We start from the raw sequence: 13,520 nt of genomic DNA, 5'->3' as shown, positions 1-13,520 counted from the left end.
ATCCCTAGGTTATCGATAGAAAATTTATATTTATAGATTTAATCTCGCTCCGATAAAAACGATTGGTCTCGCCAACAAACATCATGAATTTCGCAACATAACCTCAACAATTTCATTTTTGGACCTGTTGACACCGTCACTCATCAATCAATGGCAATAAAAATCAGACGAATCCAAGTCTAAATGACACCGGAAAATTCGTGTAAGCAATTAGAAAGGGTTTTTGTGTTTTTTTGTATCTTTAATCAACAAACGTTGTGCCTCGCTTAGACCCATACGGAGGCGTGAACAAGATAAGCGCAAATCCGCATTCCAATGTTTTGGTAATAAAAAATGCCGGATTAATTACCATTTGACGCAGTACCGCCCGATTTTTCTTACGCCAACCTGCGCGACCCTCTGCGATCCGGCCGATTGGCAATGGCAACCCTCGAACGGACCGCATACCCACGCTTCCCCGAGGTTCTCGCACCACTTCTGGAAGTTATCGGGACCCTTCACGCCGACGGCAGGGCTCTCGACTTCCCGAATGAAGCCGAACTTGCTGCACTGCGCAGCTGGTACGGGCCTGGACGCGCGGGTCGCCGTGGCACGTTATCTCGGTGATCGACGGGCTGTCGGCGAATCGTCGCACGGCGGCAGCTGCGTGGCCGTGCCAGCGAAATCGCGGTCGCAATCGCGCGCTCATGTCTGTGACTTCAAGCCGCCCGCGGTCCCACCGCACACGTACGCGTATTTGACATGCTGATGTTGAACGACGCGCACTTGCTCGGGAATCACGTCGAGTTGCTCGTCACTGCACACACGGAGCGACGAGACGGGGGGGCGCCTTGTCGCATTTTTCGTACAGATGCACCTACAGCCAGTGCTGTTGCACATAGATGTCGTCGACTCACGTCGTGAGCGCTGCGCAGATCTGCGTGAACATAAACACCATCAACGCGATCAGCGCGCGGTCACGTAGCCCAATCGGCATCCTCACATCGACACTGTCGAGCAGTTGCCCCGCTTCGGTCGCGTCGCGCACTGGCATCTTTCCCTGCTTTGTGGTGTAGCTCAGGCCCTTCATCGGCGGCCGAATTGTACGGCACAACTTGGCTGGTGATGAACCGGTCGAACAGGTGACAGTTCGCTGCGAGGGGCTGCTTGACGGTCATGATCGATACTTTTGCGTGGGCGCAATCGCACGTGGAATGGCGAATGAGTGCCTCCGATGCGACAACGTCGATCAAATATTGCGTCGTATTCCCCAATCGCCAAATATTCTCCGATCATTTTCAGCCTGTCGATATGGGTCGCATCCTTTACACCTGAGCGGTAGCCAATTATTCAAAGACAACTTATTGAGACTGCGGACATCTTTTCTGAGAGACAACAACGAGCTGTGGGCTCTCAGAAAAGTTGTCTTTGGCACCCTATACGAATCAAGGACTTGGACATCTTTTCTGAGACGACTGCATGGCGCTCGTCTCAGAAAAAGTGTCCTTGGGCACGGGAATTCTCAGAAAAGTCGTCTTCGGGATGTTGCCCGCTTCCGACCACGTGTCTCGGCGGCGCTTGGCAACAAGCATCGGCGCAGAAGTGCGCATCAGAATCCAACCAGACTGATCAGCATGTGCCATAAATGTGCATATAGTGTGCGTTGAGCAATCTGCTATGGATCCAAACGTCGACTAAGACCCAACGCCATCCGGTGGTTTCGACCAGTTCATGGAGTTGTTGAGGGACCGTGATAGCGGCGCGCCGATCGTCTCAGCTCGCCGGTTCGCGGCCGCCTTGTATATCGATATGCAAACGCTCTCACGGCTGGCCCATGTCCATCGCAATACCGTGAGCCGACTGGCGGGCTCTGAACGCGTGCAGAAGTTCCTTCGGGACGCACTTCGGATCATCCGAGCGGCTACCGATATCTCCGGCGACGTTCAGAGGGCGCTCTTCTGGTATCGCAATGAACCGTTGCCGACCTTTGATTGCAAGACTGCTGAGCAGCTCGTTTCAGAAGGGCGTACTGAAGACCTGCTGCGTTACGTTACATCGCTCGAGACCGGCGCGGCCGGATAGGGTCGGGTACATCCGTTGCGGATCTGCAAAATAGCGGCTACTTTCACGTCATGGCCAACCTATGTTCGGTAAAAGAAAACAGGGAGCGGGGCTTACCGGCTTGGACGTGGTTCCGCGGCATGTTCTCGCCCCACCTCCTCAAATGCCCGCTTGATGAGCGGGCATTTTCTTTTTCGCTCCCATTCGTCCGTATGTCCGCGCGAAAGTGTGTATTTCGCACCGGCTCGCACACAACGAACGGTAGTTTGCGGACCTCAACATCGGGTGACGGCGTCGCGAACGGCGTCTGTATCGGGCAGATGCGCATGCTGCGCTGCCAGGCTCGCCGCCTTGGCTTCGAGCGCTTCACGCAATGAGTACAGTTCTATAGTCACTTGATGTGTGAGCCGCGTGACGGTCAGGCCTCACCGCGGCTCGTACGTCAACAGGATTTCCGCCTCGACGCCTGACGCATGGCGACAGATATCTCGGATTCGACTGAGCATGCGCCCCTATCGCCCGGGCGACCTGAGAGCAGCGATCCGTTCTGGATGTCGGCGGCGTCGAAGCTATCGGATGGCGCCTGTTGGCCCGGCGGCTGATCAACCGCAGCCTCTCGCAAGACGCATGAGCGCGCGCTTGCCGACATCCTGGTGGCGAGACAGCAGAAGTTCGCTTTCCGACGCGACCATTTTCCGGTGTATGACCTGCTTAATCGCTTGCGCCCCAGATCCTTGGAGATGGGGCGCAAGCGATCAGGCGGAGGTCGAGCGTACTTTCCCCAGGATCGTGCATGTGGAGGCGGTTCGTCCACGCGGCGTGGCGCAGGACTTGTGAATCCTTCCCCCAAGACGCCTAGAATTCAGTCATGGCTGCATTCCACAAGGAGGCTGTCATGACTCAGTCGATGATTGGTTGGGTGGTTGGTTTTGCGGTGGTCGCGGTGGTTGCAGTCGCGTTGGCGCGCCGTTACCGGAGCGAGCATTCAAGTATGGAAGTCGTTCAGTGGTTGGATTCCCATCACTTGGGGTGGATGCACCGCAAACATTGACTTCTCCGCGCTGCCGGCGATAGCCCCGCCTCACTGAAGTTTGCCGGGGACCAAACGCGCCGATGCAGGCGAGCGGATGAAGTCGGCTATGTCGTTGTCTCGCCAGGGGGCTTGGCAAGGAAGGCATCATGGATGATGAAGTGTGTACAACCCACACGCACGTGGCACGCCTTCGCGTGATGAAGACGATGTGTGGGCGCTATCGCGGAATCGTCCACTTGCACCACATCGGAGAGGATCCAGGCTCCTCTGAGCAACACGATACCGAAGAGGATTTTGCGACAGACGTGGAAGCGCGCGACGCCGCTCGAGCGCTCGCGCGCACTTTGCTAGAAGAACAAATCCAGGGGCACGAAAAGACGCAAGGAACCGATTGAACCTGCGTCGGCGGCTTGGTCGTTACGCAGCGTCGCTTGGCAACACGACGCCCATTAGTGCGTAGCGCGGCAGTTGCATAATGCGGCCGCTCACCCGCTGATCTGCTTTGAGAGCGCTGGACAGAAAGGAATGTTGGTTTTTCGTCGCGAGTTTTCCGTTGACCGGCAGCATGGCGTCGGCTTGCCCAATTTCAGTTCGGGACGCGCATCTCCGATTGTCGCGTGTTCCCATGCATTGCTGCACATCAGAGATCCGCATCAACGTACTGCGTCGAGCATCCAATGTTCACCTTGGTTCTGGTCGATGATGTCTTCTGCATAACGTTGCGAAGCCCGACGTGCGTCACCGGCACTGACAAACGGCGAACCGTCGACAAGCTTGAAGGTCTGGCTCCGGGTCAGCGTGGTGTCAGTGCCGCGAAGGCAAACCTTGACCGGCGCGTCGAAACGAGCTTCGTAGTTGTGCGTGCGGACAGCGCCTGCTTGAAAGTGAGGGTACCGTCAGGGCACCATCTCCCCACGTATCGGCGATTGTTCACACGCGGCTGAGCCGGTCGGTCCCGCGCCCAATCGGGGCGGCATGCCATGCGGCGGTTCGCGCAGAACTTTCGCTGTACAAGTTCGCCAATGGGCGTAGGATGGATTTGTTGACTGACTCGCTACCGATTCCCGCGCCACTCAAGGCGCCCCCCCTCCGAACGTGATCGGGCCTCTCATCGAAACCGCGCAATGCGGACGAGCGCGCCGCATATCGGCTGCGTATGCGAATCGCCTGATCGATGCATGTCTACAGGACACGAGCGTGTTGGATAACGCGTCCTGATCTCTTCCTCGGTCCATCCTGTTTCTGCGTCCGCGGCGCCGCCAAAGACTCATACACGCCTCGCGCATGGCGCACCGGCAACGTCGGGAGGCTGGATATGAACAGAAAAGACTTGTTGAAATGGATTCGACGCGATGGTTCTGGTGTCATCGAACAGTTCCTGCCGTATGACGCTCGTGCCGAGATGGACGGCGTCATTCTCGATCGTCGTCATGAAATCGATGAGGATGCCTTCCTGATGTTTTTCTCGATTCGCGCGCTGTTGCGCAAAGGCGGAATGGCGAGCTGCGAATCGGACCAGGAAGCAGGCCAGGTCATGGCACTCCTCAAGCTTTGACTGTTCTGGTCGCGACGATACACTTCGCGGTGGCCACGGGCCCCGCAGCAACTGAAGGAGGAAGGAAAATGCAAGTCGACCCAACCCGATTCCATGTCGACCCGACACCGCGCAGGGCCGACGGGGAATACATGGCACACGTGCGGATCAGCATCGATCGTGCAGACGGCAGTGAGTGCGACGTTCAACTGAGCGGAGATCTGGCTGGCTTCGACGTTCGCGAGGATGCGATTGCCTTTGCGAAAAACTGGGCGCTCGAATGGCTCGACGCGCATTTGGCCGACGATCTCCCCGCGTCGATGAATTGAAATTCGGGTGGCACGCCAGCCGCCCGAGCGATCAGGGCGTCGCCGGGATCGAGGCCGACGGCAATACATGCTGCTGCCAAAGCAGGCTGACGCGGTGTCGAAGGTCGGTCGAGAGGATGGCCATCCTTGGAGGGCCACAGACCAAGGCAGCAAGCACGCCCTCTAACGGGCTCATCATCGCCAGAGCGGGCCGCATGCGTTCCGCATCCTCGAAGTCCGCGACTCTCGTGTGCCGAACTTCCTCCCGAGTGCGGCGCGTCGCGTCGGGATATCAATCCAGTCGATCGAAGGCACCCGCTTCAAGATCTTTCCTGAAATGCTGTAGCCAGTCGCTTTCGTCGCCGATCACGTATTCCTTCGTAATCTGCGTCGAGAGCCTGGTGATGGTGACATAGCCTTGTAGACCGAGGTTCTCATCACCCTTCGGGTCGGTCGTATCCGTTTCCTGAAGATCGAAATCGCCCTCTGCCAAGCCACGGCGCTCCAAGGTCGCCAGAAAGTCCCTGTGTTCATCCGATTCGATCAGCCGCATATCCGGCCCCCTCGTGTTCAGCGGAGATGTCGCGCGGCTCGATGTCACGGGGCCGACGGCACGCGTTCGAGCGTTGAAATCATGCACACCGAACTCACGCGGAATACCTCACGATCCCCCTCATACGGCGCTACCGGGAAGCAAGCGTCATCGCCTGCGGTTTTATCGTCTGGGTCCTTTCATGCTTTCCGACTCCATGGCCGCATTCCGCTCCTCGCTCGCCTCGACAGGGTCCATCGCTTCGTCAACCGACGCCGTTGCGCGCCCGGCGGCCGCTTTAGTTTCGTCTTCCAGGGAGTCGACATCGCTGTTGCCGTCACCCGGGGGTAGCAGCGTGTCCTTGAGCATCGCGCTCAGCTCCGGCGTGTCCCATGGCAGGCCACGCCTGGTTCGGACCTTTATGTAGTGTTTCACTTCCGCGTCCTGCTCCGCGGTTAACGGCAGCCCCTGGAAGGTACTTTGGGAGTCAGAGTTTGTCATCGCTGTCTCCTCCTGCTATAGCGTCCCCAGTGTAGTCCCGTTGCGACCATGAGAGTCGTGACCGAAGCGCTCATTCGTCGAATCAAATGCCGTGCGTCGCTGCGGCAGGCAACAGCTGGCCATCAGCAGTCGTTGGCTGCCTACGTCACCATGACATTCGATCGGCCGATTCCGCAGCACGTTTCCGACATTCCGTATCCGGTGTGCAGACCTCGATGCCGCGCGAGCGCCGCCCGTGCCAGTCCTTCCGGCAACGGCGAGCCGCCGACGATCACTTTCCACGACGACAGGTCCGTCGCAGCCGACGCCCGGCTGTCGAGAATCATCGCGAGCAGCGTCGGCACGCAGTGCGAATACGTCACCGCTTCGCGCGCGATCAGCGCGAGCAAGCCTTCCGGCGAATAGCGCCCCCGATAGACCTGCTTGAGGCCGAGCGCAGTCGCGATATACGGCATGCCCCACGCATGCACGTGGAACATCGGCGTGATCGGCATGTAGACGTCGTCGCGATGCACGCGCCCGCGATCGCGAGCGCTCGACAACGCGGCCATGCCGGCCAGCGTGTGCAGCACCAGCTGGCGATGCGTGAACGCGACCGCGTTCGGTAGCCCGGTGGTGCCCGTCGTATAGAACGTCGTCACGCGGGTCTGCTCGTCGAAATCGGGAAACGAGAAATCGGGCGAGCCGGCCGCGACGAGCCGCTCGTATTCGTCGGCGAAGCCATCGGGCAAGTCGACGTCGTCGCCGTCGGCGATCAGCACGAAGTGCGTCACCGCGGTCAACCGGTCGCGCATGCCCGCCAGCAGCGGCAGGAAATCGCGGTGCACGAACAGAACACGCGCGCCCGAATGGTTGAGCGTGTACAGCAACTGATCGGAAGACAGCCGCACGTTGGCCGTCATCAGCACCGCGCCCATCATCGGAATCGCGTGATAGCACTCGAGGTAGCGATGGCTGTCCCAGTCCATCATGGCCACGACGTCGCCGGTATCCACACCGAGCGCCGTGAGTCCGCTCGCGAGCTGACCGATGCGATGGCGAAACGTCCAGTAGTCGTGCCGGACCCGGTCGCCGTTCACGATCTCCTGCTCGGGCCGCGTCGCGAGCGGCGCATGTAGCAGTTGCTTGATCAGCAGCGGATACGCATGCGCGGCCGGAGCCGCCTCATCGTCCGGAAGCGGGTATGACGAATTCATGAATGCCTCCATAAGCGACCTGGCCGGTCGTCGCGATTGCGGTCACGATACCGGACGGGTCGGGTTTCGCGCCCCCCCTGTTCAGGGGGAGGGACGCCGGCGGAACGGCCGGGCGTTCGGCCTTTCGTACGAACATCGCGGGGGCCGCGGCGCGCGACCCACCTGTTCGGGGGGGCGTTCGCCGCAACGCGGCGTTGTAGGATTCATCGCGGCGCGGATCCTCGTCGTCGGGTCCCCGTCCACACGACGAGGCATGAACGGAAGGCCGGCGCGGCTGGTTCCGCCATGCGCATCGAGACCGGCCGCCGGCGAACCCATGCCGTCACCCCCGAACCCATCCCCGAACAAGGAGCAGCCATGACTTCTGACACGACGCAGACGGACCGAACGCCCGCCCCCGATCCCGCCGAGAACAACGCGTTCTTTCCGTCGCCGTATTCGCTGTCGCAATACACGTCGTCGAAGACCGATTTCGACGGCGCGGACTACCCGAATCCGTACACCGGCGGCAAGTGGAAGGTCCTGATGATCGCGACCGACGAGCGCTACGTCCTGATGACGAACGGCAAGATGTTCTCGACCGGCAATCATCCGGTCGAGATGCTGCTGCCGATGCATCACATGGACAAGGCCGGCTTCGAGATCGATGTCGCGACGCTCTCCGGCAATCCGGCGAAGCTCGAGCTGTGGGCGATGCCGAAGGACGACGAAGCGGTGCAAGGCACGTACCGGAAATATCTACAGAAGCTCAAGACGCCGCTGAAGCTGTCCGACGTGCTCGAGAACCACCTCGGCGCCGATTCGCCGTACATCGCTGTGTTCATTCCCGGCGGCCATGGCGCGCTCGCCGGCATTCCGCACAGCAAAGACGTCAAACGAACGCTCAAGTGGGCGCTCGACAACGATCGGTACATCGTCACGCTATGCCACGGCCCCGCGTGCCTGTTGTCGGCGGCGATCGACGAGGCCCCGGAAGACTACCCGCTCAAGGACTACGAGATCTGCGTGTTTCCCGACGCGCTCGACACCGGTCCGAACCTCGACATCGGCTACATGCCGGGCCCGCTGCCATGGCTCGTCGCCGACCGCCTGGAGAAACTCGGCGCCAAGGTGCTGAACAAGGACATGACCGGGCGCTGCCATCAGGACCGCAAACTGATCACGGGCGACAGTCCGCTCGCGTCCAACGGTGTCGGCAAGCTCGCCGCCGCCGCGTTGCTGAAGGAAGTGGGGAACTGACGTCGTGCGCGCCGCGCACCGGGGCGACGTTCTGCCAGGGCGCGCGGCTTGCCGCATGACGGCACGCGCCGCTTACTCGCGCGTCCACCCGTTCTGATAAAGCTCGCCGGCCAGCACGCCGAGACGCGACGCGAGGATGTAGTTCTCGCCATCCTCGATCAGCGCCGAACGCACGTCGCGGAACAGCTTCTCGATCGGAAACTCGCGCGTGGTGCCGTTGCCGCCGAACAGCTGAAACGCCTCGTGCGTGATCTTCATCGCTTCCTCGGTCACGCTGACCTTGGCCTGCGCGGTCGCGTACGGATGACTCTGCGGCGACATCCGCGAGAACGCGAGGCTGCGCCGCGCGATCGCGCGCGCCATCTCCAGCCGGCGCAGCATCTCGCCGATGCGCAGGTGCGTCATCTGGTGATCCATCAACAGCGCGCCGCCCTGCTTGCGCTCGTGGCAATACGCGAGCGCGAGTTCGAACGCCGCGCGCGCGACACCGACGAACACCTGGCACATGTGCGTGCCCGCATACGACCAGGTCGACGCGAGATTGCCGAGATAGTCGTCCTTCAGCGCGATCGCGAAACGCTTCGGCACCTTCACGTTGTCGAAATAGATCTCGCCCTGCGGTAGCGAGCGCTGGCCGATCTTGTCGAGCGGCTTGCCGCGCGAGACGCCCGGCAGATCGAGCGGCAGGATCATCGCGATGCCGTTGGTGAACTGGCTGCGTTTACCTTCGCCGTAGAACCCGTCGCCGTAGTCGGCGGCCATGTACGCGAGCGCGACCTGCGCGACCGACCCGTTCGAGATCCAGGCGGAGCTTTGCCCGTTGATCACGATCTCGTCGGCGCCGACCTTCGCGGTCACGTTGCCGACCGGCTGCCGGCCGTTCGCGCCGAGTTCCTGCCGATACAGGATCGCCGCATCGGAGCCGCGATCGGGCTGCGTGTTCATCCAGCAGCCGACCTTGCCCGCGCACATCTCGACCAGCTCCGGATTGCCGACCGAATGCGCCATCATCAGCGGCATCGTCGCCGCGCCGATCGACACGGCCAGCCCCGCGTCGCCCCAGCCCAGCTCCTCGCCGATCAGCGACTCGATGCGCACCGCGGTTTCCGGCGGAAACTGCGCGATCAACTGCGGATCGAGACCGAGCTTCGCGCTCTCGACGATCGCGGCCCAGTACGGCGAACCAGGCGCGATCACCTCCTCCGGCGTCATCCGGTCGAGCTCGCGCCCGATCGGTCGCAGCACGTCGCGCGCAAAGCGGTGAACCGTGTGCTGGATCGCGCCTTCCTCTTCGCTCAGCGGCGTCTCGAAGCCGGTCAAGCCGACCAGCGGCAACGCCGCGGACTTGTTCAGACGAATCATTTCCGTTCTCCTCCTGGACTCCAGTCATGTCGACCAGGGCAGCAGATACGCCCGGCTGCCCATATCTAGTAATACATACCAAACATAGGTCATCATGACAAATACAGGAAGCAAAAAAAAGACAGGGTATTCCCCTGTCCGTTCACACGCCGTTTGCCGTGCGCAGCGCGGCGCTATTCGCTATTTTCCGGCCGGTGCCGCCAGCGTGCCGTATGCGATCGCGCGTGACGTCGCGGCGAAATACGCGTCGAGCGCCTGTGTCTGGCGCCCGGTGCCGTACTGCATCGCGAGACCGTCGGCGAGCGCGATCAGCATCGTCGCAGCATGCCGGCTGTCGGCCGCGCTGAATGCGGGATTGACCGCACGCAGCAGTTGCGCGAGGTCTCGCGTAAGCGTCGCGTACCACTCGTCGTAAAGCTTGAAGCACTCGGGATCGGTGGCCGCGAACGACAGGAAATGCCGGAACAGTGCGTTGTACTTCGCATCCTTCGCATCGGAGATCGAACGCTGGAGCATCTCGTCCAACACGTCGCGCGGCGACGCATCGCTGCCGAGCGCGCGCTTCATGTCCTCGAGATACGTGACGATGACCGGCTCGATGACGGCCCGCAGCACGGCGATCCGCGTCGGGAAGTAGTACTGCAGATTGCTGACGCTGATGCCTGCTGCGGCGGCGACCGCGCGCTGCGAGAATTCCAGCGGGCCGCCTTCGAGCAGCAGCTTGCGCGCGACGCGAATGATCGTGTTGCGCGTGCGCAGGCCTTGCGCCCGCAGACCGTCGGGGTTGCTCGCTGCTGCAGCGGCAGTCGAAGTGCGCCGCTTTCTCGTGCTGCGCTGCTCGTTGGACACTGTCATCGTGTTCGTCGTGAAGATGGCGTTTCGGCTTCGTCGAATGGACGCTCCGTACCTTACGGAGCGCAAACGACTATACCCGATGCGAGCCTCATTTTCCATCGAGCCGCCAGGCGGTCCGGCTGGATCCGCGCTCCCGCGCCGCGCGCATGCATCGCTACATCGGCTTCACCTTGCGGTTCACGCGTGCGTCGAGCAGGTTCGCGACGCCGAGCGCCGCGGTCATCGCACACCATCGCAGCGGCTCGGGTGGCACGGTAGGCGTCCTGTGCGTCAGCGCATCGAGCAACGTCGATTGTCCGTCGTGAATGCGCTCGGCCAGCACGCGCCCGATCAGCGACTGCGTGCCGACACCATGTCCCGAACAACCGGCCGTGTAGAACACGTTGCGGTGCGCGCCGGCCGCGCCGACCACCGGCAACGCGTCGCCGGCGAACGAGATGTAGCCGCTCCAGCATGCGCGCACCGGCACGTTGCCCAGTTGCGGAAAGCGTGCGTGCAGCGTCTTCGCGAGTGCGCGATACGCATCGTCGTCCCGCACGTTCGGCGTCTGCGAGCCGTACACGTAGTGCAGCCGCTTGGTCGTCAGCAACAGCGTGTTGCGCGCGGTGAGGCGATGGCTTTCCATCGTCAGGTGCGACGTCACGATGCCTTCGCGGTTCGGCCAGCCCAGCGCGTCGAGCTGTGCATCGGACAGCGACTCGGTTTCGAGCGCCGATACGCGCAGCGGCATCACCTTGTCGCCGAGCAGGCCGAGTTGCGGCGTGTATGCGTTGGTCGCGAGCACCGCCACCGGCGCGCTCGCGCTGCCGCACGCGGTACGCACGCGCACGGTCGGGCCTTCGTCGAAGCCGAGCACCGCGGTGTTCTCGTAGAGCTTCACGCCGGCCGCCAACGCCGCGCGCCGCAACCCCGCCACGTACTTGCCGGGATCGAGCGTGCCGCCACCCGGCACGTATGCGCCGAACAGGAAGGCCGGCGGAATGCCGCGCGCGCGCATCGCCGCGCCGTCGAGAAACTGCGCGGGCGAGCCGAGTTCGATGCCGGTTTTCATGCTTTCGCGCAGGCGCTTCTCCTGCGACGGATGCACGCCCGCGCGGAGGATGCCCGACGCGCGGTAGTCGCAATCGATCGCGTATTCGGCGAGCTTGCGCTCGACATAGGCGACGCCTTCGTCGTAGAAAGCGACGATCCGCCTGGCCTGCTCGTGGCCGACGCGCTTGACGAACAGGTCGTATTCGAGCCCCTGGCCACCGGCGAGATAGCCGGCGTTGCGTCCGCTCGCGCCGAAGCCCGCGAACTCGCGTTCGAGCACGACGACGCTCGCGCCGCGCGCCGCCAGCTCCAGCGCGGTCGACAGCCCGGCGAAGCCGGCGCCGACCACGACCACGTCCGCGTGCACGTCGCCTTCGAGCGGCGGCTGCGCGCGATCCGGCGCGTCGATCCAGCCGCCGATCGCGCGATACTTCTGCAGCGCGGCCTCCGCGCGGATTTCCTCACCCCATCGCGCGAGCGGGCCCGCCGGGTCCGTCCCGGCCGTCTGCATCGCCGCCGCCGCGCCGACGCCGCCCGCCGTACGCGCTGCCGCCGGCCGTTCCACCGGCCCCACCGGTCCCGTCTGCCCGGCCGTCCCCGCACCGTATGCGCCGCTCATGTCCGTCTCCATCAGTCCTTGCGGAGTATGTGAATCGCCAGCGCGGCCTCCTCGATGCCCTGCAGGCCGCCACCGTTCTCCTGGATCGCATGGCGCGCGCCTTGCACCTGACGCGCCCCGGCCTCCCCGCGCAACTGGGTGACCAGTTCGTAAAGCTGGCCGATGCCGGTCGCGCCGAGCGGATGACCCTTCGATTCGAGCCCGCCCGACGTGTTGATCGGAATCCGCCCGCCGAGCGTGAACTCGCCGCGCTCGGCGGCCGGGCCGCCTTCGCCGAACGGCACGAAGCCGAGGTTCTCGGCCTGGATGATCTCGCCCATCGCCGACGCGTCGTGCACTTCGGCGACGTCCATGTCCTCCGGGCCGACGCCCGCCTGCTCGTATGCCTGCAGCGCGGCGAGCCGGCCGATGTGCTTGTGCGGCTCGTCGAGGCGGCGACGCGTGAAGCTGCGCATCACGCTCGCTGCGATCCGGATGCAGCGGCTGCGATCGGCGCCGATGCGCTTGAGCCCTTCCTCGGTACAAAGAATCGCCGCGGCCGCGCCGTCCGACAGCGGTGCGCACATCGGCAGCGTGATCGGATACGTGATCGGCGGCGCCGCGAGCACCTCGTCGATCGTGAACGACTGACGGAACTGCGAGTACGGGTTGTGCACCGAATGCGCGTGGTTCTTCGCGGACACGGCCGCGATCTGCCGCTGCGTCGTGCCGTACGTGTGCATGTGATGCCGGCACAGCGCCGCGTAGATCTTCATGAAGCGGCTGTACGGCCGCTCGGATTCGGAGCCGGGCGGCGGCTCGATCCCTTCGCCGAGCCGCGCGAGCGTCGCGAAGTTCTCGTCGACGCGCGCGACGTCCCAGCCGGCCTCGAACAGCGCGAACGATTTCGCCTTGTCCGCGACGTTCATCTTTTCCGCGCCGAGCGCGAGCGCCACGTCGCAAGCGCCGGCCTGCAGCTCGCGCACCGCGAGGTGCACGGCCGTGCTGCCGGACGCGCACGCGTTCTCGACGTTGAACATCGGAATGCCGTCGAGGCCGATCTTGCCGAACACGACCTGGCCGGGAATCGACAGCTGCCTCTGCAACGCGCCGTTGGTGATGCCGGAGTAGAACGCCGCGCGGATCGCATCCGCATGGCAGCCGGCGTCGCGCAACGCGCGCTGCAGTGCCTCGCGCGCGAGGTCGTCGACGCTGCGGTCGGGGTGCTTGCCGAACACGGTCATCGCAATGCCGGCGATGTAGATGTTGCTCATCGTCTGGAATCCCTGT

13 protein-coding genes and 2 pseudogenes are annotated in these 13,520 nt (G+C 62.9%); 6 read left to right on the top strand and 9 right to left on the bottom strand.

Going from position 1 to position 13,520, the window contains the following annotated elements; translation table 11 throughout:
• Nucleotides 1-892: 892 nt before the first annotated feature.
• Nucleotides 893-1,069: a hypothetical protein gene (locus tag CFB41_RS38180; protein WP_179250082.1), complete on the bottom strand. Its 177-nt coding sequence runs from the start codon at nt 1,067-1,069 to the stop codon at nt 893-895.
• A gap of 641 nt (nt 1,070-1,710) precedes the next feature.
• Here CFB41_RS38180 and CFB41_RS17475 point away from each other — a divergent pair.
• The 3 genes from CFB41_RS17475 (at nt 1,711) to CFB41_RS17465 (ending at nt 3,468) form a co-directional block, all read left to right on the top strand.
• Nucleotides 1,711-2,061: a DUF2384 domain-containing protein gene (locus CFB41_RS17475; RefSeq protein WP_069250429.1), complete on the top strand. Its 351-nt coding sequence runs from the start codon at nt 1,711-1,713 to the stop codon at nt 2,059-2,061.
• 847 nt (nt 2,062-2,908) lie between these two features.
• Complete coding sequence (locus CFB41_RS17470; protein ID WP_069250428.1) at nt 2,909-3,091, top strand: hypothetical protein; 183 nt, start codon at nt 2,909-2,911, stop codon at nt 3,089-3,091.
• 128 nt (nt 3,092-3,219) lie between these two features.
• Nucleotides 3,220-3,468: a hypothetical protein gene (locus CFB41_RS17465; RefSeq protein ID WP_231937873.1), complete on the top strand. Its 249-nt coding sequence runs from the start codon at nt 3,220-3,222 to the stop codon at nt 3,466-3,468.
• A gap of 258 nt (nt 3,469-3,726) precedes the next feature.
• Here CFB41_RS17465 and CFB41_RS38650 read toward each other — a convergent pair.
• Nucleotides 3,727-3,966, bottom strand: a pseudogene (locus tag CFB41_RS38650) (hypothetical protein); the annotation flags it as partial.
• A gap of 422 nt (nt 3,967-4,388) precedes the next feature.
• Here CFB41_RS38650 and CFB41_RS17455 point away from each other — a divergent pair.
• Nucleotides 4,389-4,628: a hypothetical protein gene (locus tag CFB41_RS17455; protein ID WP_089457270.1), complete on the top strand. Its 240-nt coding sequence runs from the start codon at nt 4,389-4,391 to the stop codon at nt 4,626-4,628.
• Nucleotides 4,629-4,696: 68 nt separating this feature from the next.
• Nucleotides 4,697-4,936 carry a hypothetical protein gene (locus tag CFB41_RS17450; RefSeq protein WP_089446799.1) on the top strand — a complete coding sequence of 80 codons (240 nt, stop codon included), beginning with the start codon at nt 4,697-4,699 and terminating at the stop codon, nt 4,934-4,936.
• A gap of 271 nt (nt 4,937-5,207) precedes the next feature.
• On the opposite strand, the gene CFB41_RS17440 is transcribed toward CFB41_RS17450, so the two are convergent.
• From CFB41_RS17440 to CFB41_RS17430, 3 genes and pseudogenes are all read right to left on the bottom strand, one after another.
• Nucleotides 5,208-5,468: a transcriptional regulator gene (locus CFB41_RS17440; RefSeq protein ID WP_089446798.1), complete on the bottom strand. Its 261-nt coding sequence runs from the start codon at nt 5,466-5,468 to the stop codon at nt 5,208-5,210.
• A gap of 162 nt (nt 5,469-5,630) precedes the next feature.
• A complete protein-coding gene (locus tag CFB41_RS17435; RefSeq protein WP_089457269.1) occupies nt 5,631-5,948 on the bottom strand; it encodes a hypothetical protein in 318 nt (105 codons plus the stop codon).
• Nucleotides 5,949-6,124: 176 nt separating this feature from the next.
• Nucleotides 6,125-7,144: pseudogene (locus CFB41_RS17430) on the bottom strand (AMP-binding protein); the annotation flags it as partial.
• Nucleotides 7,145-7,501: 357 nt separating this feature from the next.
• Here CFB41_RS17430 and hchA point away from each other — a divergent pair.
• A complete protein-coding gene (hchA, locus tag CFB41_RS17425) occupies nt 7,502-8,383 on the top strand; it encodes a glyoxalase III HchA (protein WP_069250425.1) in 882 nt (293 codons plus the stop codon).
• A 72-nt stretch (nt 8,384-8,455) separates the two neighbouring features.
• Here the strand turns inward: hchA and CFB41_RS17420 are convergent, their stop codons facing one another.
• From CFB41_RS17420 to CFB41_RS17405, 4 genes are all read right to left on the bottom strand, one after another.
• The gene (locus CFB41_RS17420; RefSeq protein WP_089457268.1) at nt 8,456-9,745 is read right to left on the bottom strand and encodes an acyl-CoA dehydrogenase family protein; all 1,290 of its coding nucleotides are present in this window, start codon (nt 9,743-9,745) and stop codon (nt 8,456-8,458) included.
• A gap of 180 nt (nt 9,746-9,925) precedes the next feature.
• A complete protein-coding gene (locus tag CFB41_RS17415) occupies nt 9,926-10,600 on the bottom strand; it encodes a TetR/AcrR family transcriptional regulator (protein ID WP_179250080.1) in 675 nt (224 codons plus the stop codon).
• A 154-nt stretch (nt 10,601-10,754) separates the two neighbouring features.
• A complete protein-coding gene (locus tag CFB41_RS17410; protein WP_089448358.1) occupies nt 10,755-12,251 on the bottom strand; it encodes an FAD-binding oxidoreductase in 1,497 nt (498 codons plus the stop codon).
• Between the two features lie 11 nt (nt 12,252-12,262).
• Nucleotides 12,263-13,504 carry a thiolase family protein gene (locus CFB41_RS17405; protein ID WP_089457266.1) on the bottom strand — a complete coding sequence of 414 codons (1,242 nt, stop codon included), beginning with the start codon at nt 13,502-13,504 and terminating at the stop codon, nt 12,263-12,265.
• Between the last annotated feature and the right edge of the window lie 16 nt (nt 13,505-13,520).

It is taken from the genome of Burkholderia sp. AU33803, assembly GCF_002223095.1.
Lineage (GTDB): Bacteria > Pseudomonadota > Gammaproteobacteria > Burkholderiales > Burkholderiaceae > Burkholderia.
The sequence above is the reverse complement of the archived record's forward strand: the minus strand, read 5'-3'. Positions and strand labels throughout refer to the sequence as shown.